The 19739-nt window shown below is 67.6% G+C and carries 18 protein-coding genes and 2 pseudogenes; 3 read left to right on the top strand and 17 right to left on the bottom strand.

The window, feature by feature from the left end; genetic code table 11:
- Nucleotides 1-129 precede the first annotated feature (129 nt).
- Both OR16_RS25945 and OR16_RS25940 read left to right on the top strand, forming a co-directional pair.
- Nucleotides 130-732: an ABC-type transport auxiliary lipoprotein family protein gene (locus OR16_RS25945; protein ID WP_043421155.1), complete on the top strand. Its 603-nt coding sequence runs from the start codon at nucleotides 130-132 to the stop codon at nucleotides 730-732.
- Nucleotides 733-743: 11 nt separating this feature from the next.
- Nucleotides 744-1819, top strand: a pseudogene (locus tag OR16_RS25940) (VanZ family protein).
- A 33-nt stretch (nucleotides 1820-1852) separates the two neighbouring features.
- Here OR16_RS25940 and pcp read toward each other — a convergent pair.
- The 9 genes from pcp to OR16_RS25895 form a co-directional block, all read right to left on the bottom strand.
- Nucleotides 1853-2527 (bottom strand): pyroglutamyl-peptidase I, encoded by a 675-nt coding sequence (gene pcp, locus OR16_RS25935; protein WP_006161278.1) that lies wholly within the window; start codon nucleotides 2525-2527, stop codon nucleotides 1853-1855.
- A gap of 70 nt (nucleotides 2528-2597) precedes the next feature.
- Nucleotides 2598-3548 (bottom strand): DUF979 domain-containing protein, encoded by a 951-nt coding sequence (locus OR16_RS25930; protein WP_006161277.1) that lies wholly within the window; start codon nucleotides 3546-3548, stop codon nucleotides 2598-2600.
- Between the two features lie 3 nt (nucleotides 3549-3551).
- Complete coding sequence (locus tag OR16_RS25925; protein ID WP_006161275.1) at nucleotides 3552-4289, bottom strand: DUF969 domain-containing protein; 738 nt, start codon at nucleotides 4287-4289, stop codon at nucleotides 3552-3554.
- A 122-nt stretch (nucleotides 4290-4411) separates the two neighbouring features.
- Nucleotides 4412-5152 (bottom strand): 5-oxoprolinase subunit PxpA, encoded by a 741-nt coding sequence (gene pxpA / locus OR16_RS25920; protein ID WP_006161274.1) that lies wholly within the window; start codon nucleotides 5150-5152, stop codon nucleotides 4412-4414.
- 71 nt (nucleotides 5153-5223) lie between these two features.
- Nucleotides 5224-6252, bottom strand: a complete 1029-nt coding sequence (locus OR16_RS25915; protein WP_006161273.1) for a biotin-dependent carboxyltransferase family protein — start codon at nucleotides 6250-6252, stop codon at nucleotides 5224-5226.
- 67 nt (nucleotides 6253-6319) lie between these two features.
- Nucleotides 6320-6970 carry a 5-oxoprolinase subunit PxpB gene (gene pxpB / locus OR16_RS25910; protein ID WP_043421137.1) on the bottom strand — a complete coding sequence of 217 codons (651 nt, stop codon included), beginning with the start codon at nucleotides 6968-6970 and terminating at the stop codon, nucleotides 6320-6322.
- Nucleotides 6971-7441: 471 nt separating this feature from the next.
- Nucleotides 7442-8437 (bottom strand): lipoyl synthase, encoded by a 996-nt coding sequence (lipA, locus tag OR16_RS25905; RefSeq protein WP_006161271.1) that lies wholly within the window; start codon nucleotides 8435-8437, stop codon nucleotides 7442-7444.
- 43 nt (nucleotides 8438-8480) lie between these two features.
- Nucleotides 8481-9212 (bottom strand): lipoyl(octanoyl) transferase LipB, encoded by a 732-nt coding sequence (gene lipB, locus OR16_RS25900; protein WP_043421135.1) that lies wholly within the window; start codon nucleotides 9210-9212, stop codon nucleotides 8481-8483.
- A 195-nt stretch (nucleotides 9213-9407) separates the two neighbouring features.
- Complete coding sequence (locus OR16_RS25895) at nucleotides 9408-9767, bottom strand: DUF2917 domain-containing protein (protein WP_006161269.1); 360 nt, start codon at nucleotides 9765-9767, stop codon at nucleotides 9408-9410.
- A gap of 230 nt (nucleotides 9768-9997) precedes the next feature.
- Between OR16_RS25895 and OR16_RS25890 the strand changes: the two genes are divergently transcribed.
- A complete protein-coding gene (locus tag OR16_RS25890; protein WP_050983115.1) occupies nucleotides 9998-10915 on the top strand; it encodes a transcriptional regulator GcvA in 918 nt (305 codons plus the stop codon).
- On the opposite strand, the gene OR16_RS25885 is transcribed toward OR16_RS25890, so the two are convergent.
- From OR16_RS25885 to OR16_RS25850, 8 genes and pseudogenes are all read right to left on the bottom strand, one after another.
- Nucleotides 10891-11862 carry a tyrosine recombinase XerC gene (locus OR16_RS25885; protein WP_006161266.1) on the bottom strand — a complete coding sequence of 324 codons (972 nt, stop codon included), beginning with the start codon at nucleotides 11860-11862 and terminating at the stop codon, nucleotides 10891-10893. The two genes, OR16_RS25890 and OR16_RS25885, sit on opposite strands and share 25 nt — an antisense overlap.
- Nucleotides 11862-12530: a DUF484 family protein gene (locus OR16_RS25880; RefSeq protein WP_006161265.1), complete on the bottom strand. Its 669-nt coding sequence runs from the start codon at nucleotides 12528-12530 to the stop codon at nucleotides 11862-11864. The genes OR16_RS25885 and OR16_RS25880 overlap by 1 nt, the downstream gene beginning before the upstream one ends.
- Nucleotides 12531-12652: 122 nt before the next feature.
- A pseudogene (locus OR16_RS25875) lies at nucleotides 12653-13411 on the bottom strand (ParA family protein); the annotation flags it as partial.
- 82 nt (nucleotides 13412-13493) lie between these two features.
- A complete protein-coding gene (rodA, locus tag OR16_RS25870; protein ID WP_006161262.1) occupies nucleotides 13494-14636 on the bottom strand; it encodes a rod shape-determining protein RodA in 1143 nt (380 codons plus the stop codon).
- Between the two features lie 12 nt (nucleotides 14637-14648).
- Complete coding sequence (mrdA, locus tag OR16_RS25865; RefSeq protein ID WP_006161261.1) at nucleotides 14649-16967, bottom strand: penicillin-binding protein 2; 2319 nt, start codon at nucleotides 16965-16967, stop codon at nucleotides 14649-14651.
- Between the two features lie 9 nt (nucleotides 16968-16976).
- Nucleotides 16977-17501 (bottom strand): rod shape-determining protein MreD, encoded by a 525-nt coding sequence (gene mreD, locus OR16_RS25860; RefSeq protein WP_006161259.1) that lies wholly within the window; start codon nucleotides 17499-17501, stop codon nucleotides 16977-16979.
- On the bottom strand, nucleotides 17498-18526 hold the full coding sequence (mreC, locus tag OR16_RS25855) for a rod shape-determining protein MreC (protein ID WP_006161258.1): 1029 nt from the start codon (nucleotides 18524-18526) through the stop codon (nucleotides 17498-17500). Before mreC ends, mreD begins: the two co-directional genes overlap by 4 nt.
- A 202-nt stretch (nucleotides 18527-18728) precedes the next feature.
- Nucleotides 18729-19739 (bottom strand): rod shape-determining protein (locus OR16_RS25850; protein WP_006161257.1); only part of this gene is annotated, 1011 nt, incomplete at its 5' end.

Below are 19739 nucleotides of genomic sequence, written 5' to 3'. Positions count from 1 at the left end.
ATGCCGCGCACCTATGCACTCGCCGCACGCGCACCACGCCTGGCCCGCCAGGCTGGCGCTGCGAACCCTTCGAGCAAACCAAGGCACATCATGATGCGCAATGCCCAAACCCGGCCGGACGGACTCCACATGCCCGGCACCGCAGCCCTGCCGCGCCGGCTGGCCGCCGGCGTCGCGCTGGCCTGCCTGCTGCTGGGCGGTTGCGCCCTGGCCCCTTCCACGCCCGTCATCACCTACGATCTGGGTCCGCCGGCAGGCGCCGCGCCTGATGCCGTGCACCTGCCCAAGCTGCGGGTAGCGCAGACCGATGGCCCGACCTGGCTGGACGGCAACTCACTGTACTACCGGCTGCACTACGCCCAGGCTGAGCGCCTGCAGCCCTATGCCACGCAGCGCTGGGTGATGTCGCCGGTGCGCCTGTTCGACGACCGCCTGCGCGAAGCCGTGGCCTCGCGCGGGGCGCTGACCTGGTTAGGCGACACGACCGCGCCGGCGCTCAAGATCGACGTGCTGGAGTTCGAGCAGGTGTTCGACAGCGCCAGCGCCAGCCGCGGCGTGATCCGCGTGCGCGCCACGGTATTCCGTAGCGGGCTGATCGGGCAGAAGACCTTCGTGGTGGCGCAGCCCGCCGCCACGGCCGATGGCGCCGGCGGCGTCAAGGCACTGGCCACCGGCAGCGATGCCGCCATTGCGGCGATCCTGGACTGGGTGGCTACGCTGCCGCTGCAGTAAGCGGGCCGCGCATGGCATCGGCTCCCGCGCCGCTCGTCCCCCCGCCCCCCCCGCCGCGCCATTCGCCGCTGGCGCGGGTGGGGCTGCTGTGCTTCGCCTTGCTGGTGGTCTACGGCAGCCTGTACCCGTTCACGGGTTGGACCGACAACGGCATCTCCCCGCTAGCCTTCATCACCGCGCCCAAACCGCGCTACCTGACCGGGTTCGATCTCATCACCAACGTGCTGGGCTACTGCCCGCTTGGCGCGCTGGTGGTGCTGTCCCTGCACCCGCGCATCTCCGGCCTGCGCGCCGTGCTGCTGGCGCTGGTGGCGGGCACGCTGCTGTCGGGCACCATGGAAGCGCTGCAGACCTGGCTGCCCAACCGCATCTCGTCCAATATCGACCTGATGACCAATGCGCTGGGCGCCCTGCTGGGCGGCGCCGTGGTTGCGCCTTTCTCGCCGCGCTGATCGATCGCGGCTCGCTGCGCCAGTTGCGCATGGCCTGGTTCGAGCCGCACGCCATGCGGCCAGACGACGTACAGGGACAGCAGCTGCTGGAGTCGCTCGTCACCGGATGCGCCTGGGTCGGCACCGGCCTGTTCGCCTCGGCCGCCATGCGCAGGCACGCGCCCATGCTGCGCATCCTGGCAGCCCTGCTGGCCGGCGCGCTGCTGCTCAAGGCCGTGGTGGCGGAGCTGCAATTCCCGGACGACAATGCCTTCAACTGGCTCTCCGAAGGCGGCCGCTTTGCCCTGCTGACAGGCTCGCTGGTACTGGTATTGCTGTTGCGGCTGCCGCGCTGGCTGCGCGGCGCGCTGGCGCTGGCCACGCTGATGGTGCTGGTGATGTTGTCCAACCTGCTGCCCGCCAATCCGTACTCCTGGATCTCGGAACAAGGCTGGCGGCTAGGCCGCTTCATCCACTTCAACAGCCTGTCGCAATGGCTGGGGTGGATGTGGCCATTCGCGGCGCTGTTCTACCTGATCTGGCGCTTCGAGCAATTCCAGCTGGATCGCCGCAGCCTGCGGCGCGCGCGGCGCAAGGCGAAGCGGTTGGCGGCGGCGCGCGCAAGTCATGGCGACGGTGATGGCAACAAGCGCTAGGATTGCCACACCACCGGGCGCCTGAGCCGCACCTCAGTGCGTCTGGCCGCCCTGCTCGCGAATATCGGTGGCGGTTGAGAGCGCCGTGGCCACCGCGCAGCGGATGCCTTCGGTCATCAATGCCAGCGACAGGCTGGGCTGCCCCGGATGGCGCGCCGCCTGCTCAGGCAAATAGGGAATATGGATGAAGCCGCCACGGATCCCGGCAGGCACGCCTTGCGTGGCAAGCAGGTGCATCAAGCCGTAGAACACGTGGTTGCACACGAAGGTGCCCGCGGTCTGCGACACCGATGCGGGCACGCCGGCCGCGCGCATGTCGCGCACGATGGCCTTGATCGGCAGGCTGGAAAAATACGCCGCCGGGCCTTCCTCGGCAATGCGGGTGTCGACGGGTTGCGCGCCGGCGTTGTCGGCAATGCGCGCGTCGTCGACGTTGATCGCCACGCGCTCCACCGACATCTCCGGGCGCCCGCCCGCCTGCCCCACCGCGATCACCAGCACGGGATTGATCGCGTCGAGCAGGTCGGCCAGCGCATCGTTGGCCGCGCCAAATACGCAGGGCAGCTGGCGCGCGACGATGATCGCGGCGTCCAGGTCATCGGGCCCGTTGCCGATGCGCACGCCGTCGAGCGCGCGCACCGCTTCCCAGGAAGGATTGATGGGCTCGCTCTCGAACGGCTCGAAGCCGGTCAGCAGCACGGTACGCATGGCAGGGACTCCCGGCCCAAGGCCCGGTTGCCCGGGCCTTGGGCCAATCATTCGCGGTTGGCCCGCGTTCTTACATCAGGAAATACAGCAGCAGGATATTGGCCACCAGGATCATCAGCGCGGTTGGCACCTGCGCCCGGATCACGGCGTTCTTGTCGTCGAGTTCCAGCAGCGCGGCCGGCACGATGTTGAAGTTGGCCGCCATCGGCGTCATCAGCGTGCCGCAGTAGCCGGAGAACATGCCGATAGCCGCCATCACCGCCGGGTTGCCGTGGAACATGTTCACCAGGATCGGCACGCCGATGCCACCGGTCATCACCGGGAAGGCGGCAAAGCCATTGCCCATGATCACGGTAAAGAGCGCCATGCCCACGCAGTACACCACCACGGCCACGAGCTTGTAGTCCATGTTGATGTAGGCCGTGGTCAGGTGCGCCACCGCCTTGCCCACGCCGGCATCCGCGAACACCAGGCCGAGCATGGCCAGCATCTGCGGCAGCACCAGCGCCCAGCCCAGCGACTCGGTCAGCCGGCGCGATTCGCGCACGCCCTGCACCACCGTGTCGCGGGTGAGCCAGCACGCCACGCCCAGCGCGGCCAGGCAGCCGATGCCGAGCGAGACGAAGGTGACGTTCTTGGGATCGAGCAGCGCCAGGCCGGCGACCTTCACGTCCTTGAACAGCAGCGTGCCGATCACGGTCACCACCGGAATCAGCAGTGCCGGGATGAACAGCTTGTTGCCCAGGCGCTTGGCCGAGGCGCGGCGCTCGCCCTCAGGCAGCGTGCCGTGCTTGCCGTGGCCAACGCCGCCAAAGCCCGCGACCAGCGCCATCACCACGGCGCCGATGCCGACGATGGCCGGCGGCAGCTTGTCGCCGATGAGGAAGACCAGCGCATACAGCGCCCAGAACAAGCCCGTGCTGAGCCGGCGCGGATGGTCGCGGTCGGCGAAGGTCATCAGGGCCGTGATGGCCAGCACCAGGCCGGCGAGCCAGTAGAGATAGTCGATGGAAATGATCATGGCTTACTCCCCGCTCTTGGCCGCGGCGCCAGTGCCTGCCGTCGCGGCGGACTTGCCGCCCACTTCACGTTCCAGCCACATGTCCAGGCGCTTGAGGCGCACGGCGTGGATCAGGAAGGCGCAGATCGCGGTGGGGATGCCCCACACGGCAATATGCAGCGGTTCCACGTCGATGTTGGACGACAACAGGAAGGTGTGCATCAGCGCGATGGCGCCGAAGGCCACGAAGATGTCTTCGCCGAAGAACAGGCCAACGTTGTCGGTGGCCGCGCAGAACGCCAGCACGCGCTGGCGTACCGGCTCGGGCAGCTTGCCGAAGCGGGTCTCGGCCGCGCCTTCAGCCATCGGCGCCAGCAGCGGACGCACCATCTGCGGATGGCCGCCGAGGCTGGTCAGGCCCACCGCGGCGGTCAGCTCGCGCACGCCGAGGTAGACGATCAGCAGGCGCCCGACCGTGGCCGACGCGATGCGCGAGATCCACGCCTGCGCATGTTCGCGCAGGCCGTGGCGCTCGAGCAGGCCGATCACCGCCAGCGGCAGCAGGATGATGAGCGGCAGGTTGCGCGTCTTGACGAACGCGGTGCCGATTGCCGTAAAGATCTGCATGACCGGCATGGTTGCCGCCAGCCCGGTGGCGATGGCGGCAAGCGCCACCACCATCATGGGATTGAAGCGCAGCACGAAGCCGAGGATGATGATGCCGACCCCAACTAGGGGCCAGAGGTTGACTGCCTGTTCCATGAGAGACACCAAGAGAGTGTGATGGAGGCGAGTGCCCTCGCGTCGCGTCATGCTGCTCGACGCCGCGAGGCACAGTGAAAGCCGGAAATCCTGGGGGCGCATCCGTTAGGTGCGGCGTGCCCTCAGACTCCGGCGCGGATTGCGATGCCTTCGGCGCCGAGCCGCTCGCGGATGCGGCGCGCAAAGGCAAGCGCGTGTGCGCCGTCGCCGTGCAGACACACGGTTTCGGCGCGAATCGGTACATAGGTGCCGTCGATGGCGCGCACGCGCTGCTCGCGCACCATCTCCAGCGTCTGGCCCAGGGCCACGTCTTCGTCCTCGTGCAGCGCGCCGGGCGTGCCGCGCTTGACCAGCGAGCCGTCGGGGTTGTAGCCGCGGTCGGCGAAGACTTCTTCCTTCACCCTGAGGCCGGCTTCGCGCGCGACCTTCACCATGACGCTGCCGGCCAGGCCGAAGAAGACCAGGTCGGAATCGAAGTCGCGCACCGCGCGCACGATGGCGTCGGCCAGCTTGGGATCCTTGGCGGCCTGGTTGTAGAGCGCGCCGTGCGCCTTCACGTGGGCCAGTTGCCCGCCCTGCGCGCGCACCAGCGCCGCCAGCGCGCCGATCTGGTAGAGCGTGTTCGCGTACACCACCTCGGCGTCGAGCTGCATCTCGGTGCGGCCGAAGTTCTCGCGGTCGGGATAGCTCGGATGCGCGCCGATGGCGACGCCCTGCTCCAGCGCCCACTTCACGGTCTGCAGCATGGTGGCGGCGTCGCCGGCGTGCCAGCCGCAGGCCACGTTGGCCGAGCTGATCAGCCCCAGCAATTCGCGGTCGTTGCCGCAGCCTTCGCCGAGGTCGGCGTTCAGGTCGATATGCATTGCGTTACTCCTCACCGGTCGTGCGGCTTGTCTTGAGGTTTGGGGGGTGCGTTTGCTGCTCGTCACGCCGTTCAGGCCACTGCCGCGACAGCGCGGGTGCGCGTGCGCCGCCGCGAGGCGATCGCCATGCCGTCGCCCTGCCACTGCAGGGCCTGGTCCAGTTGCTGCAGGTAGCGATCCAGTTCGGCCTGCGCGGCGGCGGCCCCATCCAGGGTGACGCGCACAAAGCGCACCGGCGCGCCCAGCGGCACCTGCGCCAGGCGCCACAGGTCAGCGCCGATCACCACGCCGATCTTGGGATAGCCGCCGGTGGTCTGCGCGTCGGCCATCAGCACGATGGGCTGGCCGGCCGGCGGCACCTGGACCACGCCCGGCAGCACGCCATGCGAGAGCAGGTCGGCCGCGCGCTCGGGCTGGCGCGCAAGGGCCGGGCCCTGCAGGCGCAGGCCCATGCGGTTGCTGTTGGGCGTGACGACCCAGTCGGACTGCCACAGCGCTTCTTGCGCGGCGGCGTCGAAATCCTCGTACTCGATGCCGGGCAGCATGCGGATCGGCATGGCATCGCCGAGCTTGTTCACCGGCAGCGCCCAGGATGGCGCCTGCACGCCCAGCCAGTCGCTATCCTCGGCCACGCCGGGCCGGCCCGCATCAAGGCGGTCGCCTTCATGCAGGGCGCGGCCACCCAGGCCGCCAAAGCCAGCCTTGAGGTCGGTGCTGCGCGATGCCATCACCGGCGCCACGGCGATGCCGCCCGCCACGCACAGATAGCTACGGGTGCCGCCCTGCGCCGCCGACAGCGTCAGCGTTTCGCCGCGGCGCACATCGAAGGCATGCCACGACCACACCGGCACGCCGTCCAGGTTAGCCCGGCATTCGGCGCCGGTCAGCGCGACGCGCATGTCGGCATGAAAGCGCACGGCCGCGCGGCCCAGCGTGAATTCGATGGCGGCGTCGCCCGCCGGATTGCCGAGCAGGCGGTTGCCGATGGTGAGCGCGACGGTGTCGAGCGCGCCGGCGGTGCCCACGCCAAAGCGGCGAAAACCGGGACGGCCAAGGTCCTGGACCGAGGCGAGTGCGCCGGGTCGGGTGATCTCGATCATGCGTGGGCCCTCCGCGCGGCTGCGCCGACGGGGACGGCAACAGGGACTACGTGTGCTGGGATGCGGTTCATGGCAGCAAGGCCTCGACGACGAAGCGCACGGTATCTCCCGGTGCGAACAAGGACGGCGGATCGCGGTCGGCCACGAACAACTCGCTGGCCGTGTGCCCGATCAACTGCCAGCCGCCAGGGGCGGCGGCCGGGTAGATGCCGGTCTGCTCGCCACCGATGCCGACCGAGCCTGCGGGCACGGACAGCCGGGGCTCACGCCGGCGCGGCGTGGCCAGCGCTGGGTCCAGGCCGCCCATATAGGCAAAGCCGGGCTGGAAGCCGAGGAAGTAGACGACATACTCGCCGGCGCTGTGGCGGCGTACCACTTCCTGCGCTGTGAGGCCGGTATGCGCCGCGACTTCGGCCAGGTCTGGGCCATGCTCGCCGCCGTAGCGCACGGGGATCTCGACCAGCTTGCCGGTGGCCTCGCGCGCTTCGCCGGAAGCCCAGGCGAGCTTCAGGTTGCGCTCCAGCGCTTCGGGATCGGCTTCGCGGTCGAACACCACGGTGAGATTGTTCATGCCCGGCACCGCATCGACCACGCCGCGCCACTCGGCCGCGCGCTGGGCCATGGCCCACATACGTCGCTGTACATCGAGCGAGGCCGGCGGGGGCACGCTGCACAGCAGTGCTTGCTCGGCCAGGCGGTGAACGGAACATCGGGTCATGGGCGGCACCAGCGGGGGGACCTGTCTTGCAGTGTAGGCGGGCGCGCTGTACTAGTCAGGCGCGGCGCCGGCTGCAGCCGGTCCGAGGGTGAGATCGTTATTTCATCGACGATTTATCGATAAATTAATAATAACCAAACAATAAGATGCTGTGGCTAGGTGTTGACCCTAGGCATTCGGTGCTGCGTCTTCATGCGGGATGGCGCTGGCGCACCGCCCCGGTGCGGGTACCCGGCGCGGCGATTGCATCCGGTGCAGGAGCGCTCGGCGCGGCTCTCGCGCCGCACCGGTCCTGCTCGATCCGGGTGCGTGCGCCCCGGCCGGGCTGGGCATGGCAAGGGCGAAAGAATTTCCGGGAAATGCGCGCATCCGTGGCGCGCATGCAACGGCAGGGCGAAAAAAAACCGGCCGGTGGATACCGGCCGGTCGTCTCGACGGGCTGATGCGCGCCGCGGCGCGCAAGGCTGGGACTCAGGCGAACCCGGCCTTATGCGCCTGCTCGTCCGCGTGGTAGGAGCTGCGCACCATGGCGCCCACGGCGGCATGGGTGAAGCCCATCTTGTAGGCCTCGGCCTCGAACATCTTGAAGGTGTCCGGATGCACGTAGCGCATCACCGGCAGGTGGTGGCCCGACGGCGCCAGGTACTGGCCGATGGTCAGCATGTCGATGTCGTGGGCGCGCATGTCGCGCATGACTTCGAGGATTTCCTCGTCGGTCTCGCCCAGGCCCACCATCAGGCCGGACTTGGTGGCCACGGTCGGGTTGCGGCGCTTGAACTCCTGCAGCAGCTTGAGCGAGTGCGCGTAGTCGGCGCCCGGGCGTGCCTGCTTGTACAGGCGGGGCACGGTTTCCATATTGTGGTTCATGACGTCCGGCGGGCCGGACTGCAGGATGTCCAGCGCCTTGTCCAGGCGGCCGCGGAAGTCCGGCACCAGCACTTCGATGCGGGTGACCGGCGACAGTTCGCGGGTCAGCGTGATGCAATCGACAAAGTGCTGGGCACCGCCGTCGCGCAGGTCGTCGCGGTCGACGCTGGTGATCACCACGTAGTTCAGCTTGAGCTGGGCGATGGTGCGGGCCAGGTTGCCCGGCTCGCTGGCATCCAGCGGATCGGGGCGGCCGTGGCCCACGTCGCAGAACGGGCAGCGGCGGGTGCACTTGTCGCCCATGATCATGAAGGTGGCAGTGCCCTTGCCGAAGCACTCGCCGATGTTCGGGCAGCTGGCTTCCTCACAAACCGTCACCAGGTTGTTGGCGCGCAGGATGTCCTTGATCTCGTAGAAGCGCGAGCTGCCAGTGGCCGCCTTGACGCGGATCCATTCGGGCTTCTTGAGCTTCTCGGCCGGCACGATCTTGATGGGGATGCGCGCGGTCTTGTCCGCCGACTTCTGCTTGCGGGTCGGGTCGTACTGCTCCGCCTGGGGTTGCGGGGCTTCGCTGGAAGTGGCGATCAGGGCGTCGCTCATAGTGTTCTCCGCACGCGCGGTGCGTGCATATTCGGCTGGATGACTAGGTGGCCAGGGCCGCGGCGGTATGCCGTTGGGCTGCCAGGGCGCGCTCTTGCGCCTCGGCCAGCACTTCACACAGCGCCGCCGCAAGGCGCCGCGCGATATCGGCTTGTTGTGCCGCGGTCACGGGCAGGCGAGACGCACCCTGCGCATCGGCCACCACGAAGGTAGCGCCCGCCGTTGCCATGTCGACCGTTTCCAGGCCGGCATAGCCGCAGGGGTTGATGCGCAGGAAGGGCGCGAGGTCCATCTGCACGTTGAGGCTGACGCCGTGATAGCTGCAGCCATTGCGGATCTTGAGGCCGAGCGCGGCGATCTTGGCGCCCTGGTGCCGGCCTTCGGAAAGGTAGATACCAGGCGCGCCGGGCTTGCGTTCGGCTGCGAGATTATACGCCGCGAGCGTATCCAGCACGGCCTGCTCGATCGCATGGACGAGCTCGCGCACCATCAGGTGGCGGCGCCGCAGGTCGAGCAAGAGATAGGCCACGACCTGCCCCGGACCGTGATAAGTGATTTGCCCGCCACGATCGATCCGCACCACGGGGATCGTCTCGTCGGGAGCAAGCAGGTGTGCGGGATCTCCCGCCTGGCCAAGGGTGTAGACCGGGGGATGCTCGACCAGCCAGATCTGGTCGGGGGTGTCGGCGGTGCGTGCGGCGGTAAAGGCACGCATCGCGTCAAAACAGGGCGCGTACGCTTGCCGGCCCTGCTCGATGACTTTTATCGGTTGCATCCCGGCAGTGTAGCGAAAAGGGGCGGATCTCACAGGAGGCCGCCCCTTGTTCGGTGTGTCTTCGGTGTGTCTTCGGTGTGTCTTCGGTGTGTCTTCGGTCTTTACGGCGTGGCGCTTGCGTCCCTGCCTGCTGGCCGCGAATGGACCAGCCGCAGATGGCCGCGCGCGCAGCCACCCGCATCTGCCTGCGTTGGCTCAGGAGGCCGTGACCTGGTCCTGGTTAGGCGTCCACTCGGTGCCTCGAACCAGGCGCCGCGCCATGCGTGCCACCAGGTGCGACACGCTGGTCGCCGGCCGGCGGGCTTCGGCGATCAAGGCCAGGCGTACCGGCTCGGCCGCGCGCGGGTCCACGCTGAGGGTGATTTCGTCGCCGCTGTTGAGCAGCAGGCTGCCGCCGCAACGCAGCCAGTAATCCTCCGAATCGCCTTCGCGGGTCACCCAGACGTCGGTCCCCGTGGCCTCTTCCACGCGCAGGCGCTGGCCGGCGTGGATGGAAAGGGAGGTAACTTCGCCCGGGCTCAGGGTGAACAGGGTCGTTGTGAGCAATGTTTTCATGTTGGGCATCCTTCGCTGACATCGTCGGCTGCCTCGCCCGCTTGCCCGGAATGGGCGGCCGCCGATCCGCTCAGCCCTGGCGGGCTTATGCTTGGTCTTGCCTGGTACTGGATCGGCACCGGTGCGGGTAGCGCCCCGATGCATTGCATTCTAGTGATTGCCGGGCCCCTTCCAAAACGATATATTTTCCTTGTTCTTGTTAGGTAAGCTCACATAAGACGAGGTGGACGATGGCGCTGAAGGGAGCATGGGAGAGAGATTTGCCACGTGGCTGGCACCGCGAGCTGCCGCGCCTGCCGGGGCTGACCGCGCTGCGCGCGTTCGAGGCGGCCGCCCGCCACGAGAGCTTTTCACGCGCAGCCACCGAGCTGTTCGTCACTCACGGCGCGGTCAGCCACCAGATCCGCGCGCTTGAGGAAGAGCTGGGCCAGGCGCTGTTCGAGCGCAACGGCAAGCGCGTCAGCCTGACCCCCGGAGGCCGCGCCTACGCCGGGCGCGTGCGCGAAGCACTGCTGGAGATCGCCGACGCCACCCGTGCGCTGCAGGCCGGCAACCGCGACAAGCGCCTCACCATCAGCACCATGCCATCGTTTGCCGCGCGCTGGCTCACACCGCGCATCGGCAGCTTTATCGAACAGCATCCCGAGCTGGACGTGGAGTTGCTGTCGTCCAACACGCTGGTGGATTTCGGGCGCGAGGAAGTCGACATCGCGCTGCGCATGGGCAGCGGCGACTATCCCGGCCTGTATGTGGAGAAGCTGCTGGACGATGTTTTCTTTCCGGTCTGCAGCCCGGCCTTCAACGGCGGCAAGCTGCCGGCGCGGCCGCAGGAAATGAAAGGCATGTCGCTGCTGCGCGGCGAGGGCGATCCGTGGAAGCCGTGGTTCGAAGCAGCCGGGCTGGACTGGCCCGAGCCGCGCAAGGGCCTGCTGCTGGAAGACTCCTCGCTGCTGCTGCAGGCAGCCGCGGCCGGCCAGGGCATTGCACTGATCCGCTCGTCGCTGGCCTATAACGACCTGCTGTCGGGGCGCGTGGTGCGGCTCTTCGATGTGAGCATTACCTGCCCGTGGCTCCTCTACTTCGTCTGCTCGGCCGGCATGCTGGAGGCGCCCAAGGTGAAGGCCTATCCCCTGTGTGCCTTGTCGTAGACCTTGGCCAGGTGCTGGAAATCCAGCGCGGTATAGATCTGGGTGGTGGCCACGCTGGCGTGGCCAAGCATCTCCTGCACCGCGCGCAGGTCGCCCGAGGATTGCAGCACGTGGGTGGCAAAGGAATGCCGCAGCATGTGCGGATGCACGTCGGTCGGCACGCCGGCCCGGATCGCCTGCTGCTTGATGCGCAACTGCACCGTGCGTACGGGCAAGCGCCGCCCGCGCACGCTCAGGAACAGCGCGTGCGCGTCATCCGGCAGCGCGCCGGGGCGCAACAACGCCGTGCGTACCGCCAGCCACGCGCGCAGCGCTTCCATGGCCTTGCTGCCAACTGGCACGGTGCGCCGCCGCGCGCCCTTGCCGATCACCGTGGCCTCGGCGCCGTCCATGTCGATCCAGCCGGCGGAGCGGTATTCCCCATCCTCGGTATAGCGCACGTCGAGCTGCACCAGCTCCGACACGCGCAGGCCGCTGGAATAGAACAGCTCGTAGACGGCCTGGTCGCGCCGGCCCTCGGCGCCATCGCCCGCATTGTGCGAGACCAGCGCCACCGCATGCTCCACCGACAAGGCCTTGGGCAGCCGGTGCCCGGATTTAGGTGCGCGCACCCCATCCACCGGGTTGGCCTCCACGCCCAGGCCATGGCGCGCGGCCCACAGGTAGAAGCCACGCCACGCCGACAGCGTGCGGGCAATGCTGGTGCCAGCCAGGCCGCCGCCGTGCATGCGCGCGGCAAAGGCGCGGATATGGTGGGTCTGCAGCGACAACAGCGCCGTGCCCCGCGCATGGCGCGCGGCGTGCGCCTGCAGCACCGACAGGTCGCGGGCGTAGCTGGTCAGGGTATGGACGGCCAGCTTGCGGCTGCTGGCGAGCCAGTCTTCCTTGCGCGCGGCCGGTTTCTTCGCCGCCGGCGAAGCGGCCTTGCGCGCCCGGCTCGGGTCCATCAGTCGCGCAAGCGGTTCAGCGCGGCGCCGGCGACTTCGCCGATCTGTGCCAGGTAGGCCGTGCCCATGCCCTCGTGGAAGCGGCGTGGCTCCGGCGAGCCCAGCACCAGCAGGCCAAAGGCCGCGCCGAGCGTGCCGGCTTCGCGCGCGGGCACGCGCAGCGTCACCATGGCCAGCGAGGCGATATCGTCGCGCTCCAGCCACGCGGCGGCCTCGAAGCCGCTGTTGGCACCGCAATACGGCGCGCGCAGGCCCTCGGCAAACAGGCGGACGTCTTCGCTCGCGCCCTGGGTCACTTCCATATGCGCGTAGCTCTCGGCCACGCTCCACAGCTTGAGCGCCACGCCGGGCACGTCGAACACCTGCTGCAGCCCGTCCTGCACGGCATACGGCAGTGCATGCGAGTCCGCCTCGGCCAGCAGGCGCAGCTGCCAGGCGTGCATGCGCTGCTGGGTGCGGTCGTTGTCATGGCCGTGGCGAACCAGGTCCGCCAGCTTCAGCTCCAGGCCCTTGTTTTTCTCGCGCAGGATTTCCATCTGACGCTCCTGCAGCGACACCGCGCGGTGGCTGTGCGGGCTGGTGAGCTGCACCGAGGCCAGCAGTTCTGCGTTGTCTTCGAAGAACTGGGGATTGGTCTGCAGGTAGGAGGCAACTTCTTGGGCGTTCATTGGCGTCGACTGGATTGTTTGGGGGGCAGTGTAGCAAAAGGTTTGTTGGGGATGGGGGGATGGGGGGAGGTGGTGCTTTCTTTGAGCGGCGATGGCTTTTGCACCCAAGAGCGTACGACCCCCAACTCCCGATGCAACGCCAAATACTCCAACGCCAACTTATGCCTGGGATCCAGATGAATCATCGGCATTGCATGCTGATGCGACTCCCGGATCTTCACAGACGACGACAGCCGTGAGTTCAACACCGGCAACCCTTCGCTGACCAGTTCCTCCACCAGCTGCAGCGGCAAGGTGGCCCGCGGCTGGAACTGGTTGATCACGATCCCTTCGACTTCGAGATCCGCGTTGTGGTCATGCTGGATCTCCTTCACGTTGTCGAGCAGCGTATAGAGCGCACGGCGCGAGAAGTCGTCGCAGTCGAACGGGATCAGGCAGCGTTCCACGGCGATCAGCGCGGAGCGGGTGTAGAAGTTCAGCGCGGGCGGGGTGTCGATGTAGATGGCGTCGTAGGACGCTTCGAGCTCCTTGAGCGAGTCGCGCAGCTTGTAGATCTTGTAGCGGGATTCGAGCTTGCCATGCAGCGTGTCGAGCTCGGGATGGGCGGGCATCACATCGAGGTTCTCGAACGGCGTAGCGTGGATGAACGCGGTGACATCCAGCGGCTTGAAGCTGTATGTCAGCGCGGTCTCGAAGAAGTCAGCCACGGTCGGGGTGGCTTCGGCGGCGTGCGCGCCGAGCAGGTACTGGCTGGAATTGCCTTGCGCATCGAGGTCGATGACCAGGGTGCGCAGGCCTTCGCTGGCGCTGATGGCCGCCAGGTTGCAGACGATGGTCGACTTGCCGACTCCGCCCTTCTGATTGAATACGACGCGCCGCATTTGAGCCCTTGGATGTGAACGTTCCAAAGGAAAGAGGATACCTTAGCGAGATGTCATCTCAGCGGCCAAATCGCACGTCAGGCTATGTTTGTATCAGCCGCTTTTGCCGCGAGATACTCATCAGGATCCCGATGCCCATGCCCAGCGTCACCAGCGCCGTCCCGCCATAGCTCATCAGCGGCAGCGGCACGCCCACCACGGGCAGGATCCCGCTCACCATGCCCATGTTCACAAAGGCATAGGTAAAGAAGATCAACGTGATCGACCCCGCCAGGAGCCGCGAGAACAGCGTCGGCGCATTGGCCGCGATGTACAGGCCGCGGAAGATCAGCAGCAGGTAGAGCACCAGCAGCACAGCATTGCCGATCAGGCCGAACTCTTCGGAGAACACGGCGAAGATGAAATCGGTGTGTTTCTCGGGGATAAACTCGAGGTGCGTCTGCGTGCCCTTGAGCCAGCCTTTGCCGAACACGCCGCCGGAGCCGATGGCGATGATGGACTGGATGGTGTGGAAGCCCTTGCCGAGCGGGTCGGTGGTGGGGTCCAGCAGCGTGCAGATGCGGTGTTGCTGGTAGTCGTGCAGGATCGGCCAGTTCACACCGGGGGCGCACATATCGTGCTCGAAGCTGACGAGCGCGGTGATGGCGACCACCACGATGGCGAGCAGCGGCAGGATGATCTTCCACGACAGGCCGGCGAAATAGATCACATAGAGGCCGGCGGCCATCACCAGCAGGCCGGTGCCAAGGTCGGGCTGCTTGGCGATCAGGCCCACGGGCACGCCGAGCAGCACCATCGCCAGCACAAAGTCGAACCACCTGACCGAGCCCTCCCGCTTCTGGAAGTACCACGCCAGCATCAGCGGCATGGCGATCTTCATGATCTCGGAGGGCTGGATCACCATGCCGACGTAGAGCCAGCGGCGCGCGCCCTTGCGGATCAGGCCGAACATCGCCACCGCGATCAGCAGGGCCACGCCGACCGTGTAGAGCGGCACCGCCACCCGCATCAGCGTCTGGGTCGGCAGGAAAGCGATGACCCACATCACCAGGTAGGACAGCAAGATGTTGCGCAACTGGTCCTCGACCCGGCCGGGCATGTCGATGGCGGCCGAGTAGAGCGCCACGATGCCGGTGGCGAACAGCAGGAAGACGATGAGCGCGAGCGGCTTGTCGAAGCCGGTCAGGGCCGTCTTGATGAACGATAGGACGCGGCGGCGATCCATGGCGCGTCTCCTTCAGCGTGAAGCGTTGCCGCCGGCCGCGGCGGGCGCGGTTGCCGGTTTGGCGCGGGGTTTTGAACTGGCGGGCGCCACTACTGGCGTCGCGGCCGGAGCGGGAGGCGGCGCCGGCCGGCTGTGGCCGAGGGCCTGTGCCATGCGCTCGTCCAGCGTCTGCACCGCCGAGGCGGGCGCGATGGCGGCGGGGTCGATCACCGGCGCCACCACGGCAGAGGCGGCCGTGGCGGACGCACCGGCCCGGGCGGCTACCCGGGTTGCCGGCACGCTGGCGCCCTCGCTGGTGGCGGCGGCTTCGCTGGCGCCCATGACGGTGGCGCTGGCAATGCTGGCGGTGTGGCCGGTGGTAAACACGCTGGGCGTATCCACGGGCGGCTTGCCGCCGGCGCGCTCGGACGCGGGCGGGGCGAGGTTCGCCAGTTCTTCCGGCCACTTGCCCGTCAGATAGTAATCCATCACCTTGCGCGCGATCGGCGCGGCCACGGCGCCGCCGAAGCCGGCATTTTCCACGATCATCGCCAGCGCGATCTTCGGGTTGTCGGCGGGAGCGAATGCGGTATAGAGCGCGTGGTCGCGCTTGCGTTCGTCCAGCGCGTGGTGGTTGTACTTCTCGTTCTTGCCCATCGTGAAGGTCTGCGCCGTCCCGGTCTTGCCGGCCGACTCATAGGCAGCCCCGGCGAACGCGCGAGCAGCCGTGCCCGAGTGCGTCACGCCGACCATGGCGCGCTTGATCACGTCGATATCCGACTGCTTGAGCGGCAGGCGGTAGCTTTCCTTGGGCACGGTGAGCTCGCGCTCGCGGCTGACCGAATCCTCCACCGCCTTGACCAGGTGGGGCTTCATGGCGACGCCGTTGTTGACCAGGATGGAGGTGGCGTTGGCCAGTTGCAGGATGGTGAAGCTGTTGTAGCCCTGGCCGATCCCCAGCGAGATGGTCTCGCCGTCATACCACTTCTGCTGCTCGGGCTTGCGGTAGGCGCGGCGCTTCCAGTCGGTGGAGGGCAGGATGCCGCGGCTCTCGCCTTCGATGTCGATGCCGGTGATCTGGCCAAAGCCCAGCGGCTTCATGAAGTCGTGGATGGCGTTGACGCCCATGTCGCGCGCCAGCATGTAGTAATAGGTATCGCACGACTGCACGATGGACGCGTTCATGTCCACCCAGCCGTGGCCGCCCGGCTTGTCGTCGCGGAAGGTGTGGTTGCCCAGCGTGAACGAGCCCGGATCGTGGAAGCCCCATGCCGCGGTGCGCTTGCCGGTGGTGAGTGCCGCCAGCGCCATGAACGGCTTGTAGGTGGAGCCGGGCGGGTAGGTGCCGCGCAGCGGACGGTTCAGCAGGGGCTTGTCGGGCGAGCCGTTGAGCTCGTTCCAGGTATTGGTGTCGATGCCTTCGACGAACAGGTTGGGGTCGTAGGTCGGCTTGGAGACGAAGGCCAGGATGTCGCCGGTGGCCGGCTCGATCGCCACCAGCGCGCCGCGCCGGTCGCCAAAGAGCGCCTCGGCCAGTTGCTGCAGGCGGATGTCGAGCGACAGGATCAGGTTGTTGCCGGGCGTGGCGGGGGAGGTGGACAGCGTGCGGATGGGGCGTCCGCCCGCGCTCACCTCCACTTCCTCGAAGCCGGTCAGTCCGTGCAGCTCGGTCTCGTAGCTTTGCTCGATGCCGATCTTGCCGATGTAATTGGAGCCCTTGTAGTTGTCGGCGTCCTTGTGCGGATCGTACTTGGCGCCTTCGGCGCTGTTGGCCTCGTCCATGGCCTCGATGCGTTCCTGGTCACGCTGCGAGATGCGGCCCAGGTAGCCGATCACGTGCGAGGCCGACTCGCCCATGGGGTACTGGCGGAACAGCCGCGCGCGCACGTCCACGCCGGGAAAGCGGAAGCGCTGGGCGGAGAAGCGCGCCACCTCCTCATCGGTGAGCTGGCTGCGGATCGGCAGGCTCTCGAAGCTGCGCGATTCTTCCATCAGCCGCTTGAAGCGGCGGCGGTCGCGCGGCTGGATGTCGATCAGATGGGAGAGTTCTTCAATCGTGTTGTCGAGCGTGTCGGACAGCTTGGACGGCGTGACTTCCAGCGTGTAGGCGGAATAGTTGCGCGCCAGCACCACGCCGTTGCGGTCCATGATGATGCCGCGGTTGGGCTCGATCGGCGCCACCGAGATGCGGTTGTCCTCGGCCTTGGCCGAGTACTGGTCGTGCTTGTACCACTGCAGCCAGAGAAAGCGCGTGAACAGCAGGCCGAAGCAGATCACGGCAAACAGGCCCGCCGCCGCTACGCGGATGCGGAAGCGGCCGAGCTCCTGTTCGACATTGCGTATTTCGGTCATGGTACTGCGTCAGCCTTGCGGTTTGCCGCGCACCCAGGGGGTGACGTCGGCGCTGCGGCGCTGCGGCGCCAGCAGCATGCCGGTGGCCAGCGGCCAAAGCAGCGCTTCGATGCCAGGCGCCAGCAGCAATGGCCAGCCGGGCAGTGGCGCGCCCATGGCCAGGCGGATCAACACCGGCACCGCATGGGCGATGAACAGCAGCGGCAGCACGTGCAGCGCCTGGGTATAGACCGTGAACCACAGCACGCGGCGATGGATGGTGATGGCGAAGTACGCCAGCAGCGAGTACGCCATGGCGTGCTCGCCCAGCAGGCGCGCGTCATGCACGTCCATCAGCAGGCCGAGCGCGAACGCCACGCCCATGCCGACCTTGCGCGGCTGGTGGATGTTCCAGAACACCAGCACCAGCGCCACCATGTCCGGCACCCACAGCGTGGTGCCCCAGGGCATCAGGTTGAACAGGAAGGCCAGGACGAAACTCAACGCGATAAACGCGGGGTTGACCGGGCGCAGCAGGTATTGGGGATTGGTCAACGCTTGGGCTCCTTGGCGGGGGCGGGCGGGTCCGCGGGCTTTTCGGCCGGCTTGTCAGCGGGCTTTGCCGCGGGCTTCTCGGCCGGCCGCTCTCCGGAGCGCTCGGCATCCCGCACACCCGGGCGGTCCGCCCTGACGCTGCGCGCTTCCTTGGCGTCGCGCGGGCCATCGATGGACTCGCGCGGCGGCAGCTGCGCTTCGTAGCGGATCACCAGCAACTGGCGGTGCGAGCGCACGCCGGCCACCGGTTCGCAGTACACGCGTGAGAAGGCGGTATCGGCCTTGCGCTCGATCTGGACGATCTTGGCAACCGGCAGGCCCGGCGGGTAGGTGCCGTCCAGGCCGGAGGTCACCAGCAGGTCGCCCTGCTGGAGGTCGGCCGAGGCGGCCATGAAGCGCAGGTCGAGCAGGCCGGCGCGAGCGCCGCCGAAGGCCACGCTGCGCAAGCCGTTGCGCACCACCTGCACGGGAATGGCCTGCTCCTTGTCGGTCAGCAGTGTGACTTCCGACTGGAACGGCGAGACCCGCGTGACCTGGCCGATCACGCCGCGTTCATCGATCACGGGGTAGCCCGCGCGCAGGCCGTGCTGGCTGCCACGGTCGATCACGATGCGCTGGCTGTAGGGGTCGCGGGCGTCGTACAGGATCTCGGCCGCCGTCACCGGCGTGGCCGACTGCTGCACCAGGCCAAGCAGCTTGCGCAACTGGCTGTTCTCGGCTTCGAGCTGGGACTGGCGTACCGAGCCTTCGGCCTCGGTCACCATGCGGCGCTTGAGCTCGCGGTTCTCGCTGGCGAGGGCGGCGGATGACTGGGCATAGTCGAAGGTGGCGCGCAGCGCGTCGCGCGGCACCAGCACCGTGCGCTCGACCGGCATCAGGACCGTGGCGGCAACCTGGCGCACGGCGCGCAAGGCGTCAAAGCGCGCATCGACGATGAGCAGCGCCAGCGCGATCGTCACATAGAAGACGAGGCGCGCAACGGCGGAAGTGCCCTGCTTGAAGAGCGGCGGCGGAGTGTAATCCATTTACCCGTGCGCTGGCAGAAAGGTCCCCGGATGCCGCAGGCACGACGGCGCCGCGGCACGCCAGCCGGGGTGGCTGGGGCGTCGCGGCGCGGTGTGGTGCACGGGGGCGGGCCGGGTCGGGAGAGTAGCGCGGCAAGGCGCTGCCCCGACCAGGTAGTCCGGCAGGCCGCGTCGCGCCACGTGCGATTCCTCTGCTTACGCTTTATTCGTAAGAAAAGATGCTGCCGAGCTTGTCCATGCGTTCGAGCGCCATGCCGGAGCCACGCACCACGCAGGTCAGCGGGTCTTCGGCGACCAGCACCGGCAGGCCGGTTTCCTCGGCCAGCAGGCGATCCAGGTCGCGCAGCAGCGCGCCGCCGCCGGTCAGCATCATGCCGCGCTCGGCAATATCGGCGCCGAGTTCCGGCGGGGTCTGTTCCAGCGCGATCTTGACGGCCGACACGATCTGGTTGAGCGGATCGGTCAGGGCTTCCAGGATTTCGTTGGACGACACCGTAAAGGCGCGCGGGATGCCTTCGGACAGGTTGCGGCCCTTGACTTCCATTTCGCGGACTTCGGAGCCGGGGAAGGCCGAACCGATGGCCTTCTTGATGGCTTCGGCGGTTTGTTCGCCGATCAGCATGCCGTAGTTGCGGCGGATGTAGTTGACGATGGCTTCGTCGAACTTGTCGCCGCCAACGCGGACCGAGCCCTTGTAGACCATGCCGCCCAGCGAGATGATGCCCACCTCGGTGGTGCCGCCGCCGATATCCACCACCATCGAGCCAGACGGCTCCGACACGGGCAGGCCGGCGCCGATCGCGGCCGACATCGGCTCCTCGATCAGGTACACCTGGCTGGCGCCGGCGCCCAGCGCCGATTCGCGGATGGCGCGGCGCTCGACCTGGGTCGAGCCGCACGGCACGCAGATGATGATGCGCGGCGAGGGGCGCAGCAGCTTGGTGTCATGCACCATCTTGATGAACTGCTTGAGCATCTGCTCGGTGACCGTGAAGTCGGCGATCACGCCGTCTTTCATCGGGCGGATCGCTTCGATGTTGCCCGGCACCTTGCCCAGCATCTGCTTGGCTTCCTTGCCTACCGCCTGGATCGTCTTCTTGGCGTTGGGCCCGCCTTCCTGGCGGATGGCGACCACGGACGGCTCGTCAAGGACGATGCCCTTGTCACGCATATAGATCAGGGTGTTGGCGGTGCCGAGGTCGATCGCGAGATC

The organism is Cupriavidus basilensis OR16 (assembly GCF_000243095.1).
GTDB lineage: Bacteria > Pseudomonadota > Gammaproteobacteria > Burkholderiales > Burkholderiaceae > Cupriavidus > Cupriavidus basilensis_D.
The sequence above is the reverse complement of the archived record's forward strand: the minus strand, read 5'-3'. Positions and strand labels throughout refer to the sequence as shown.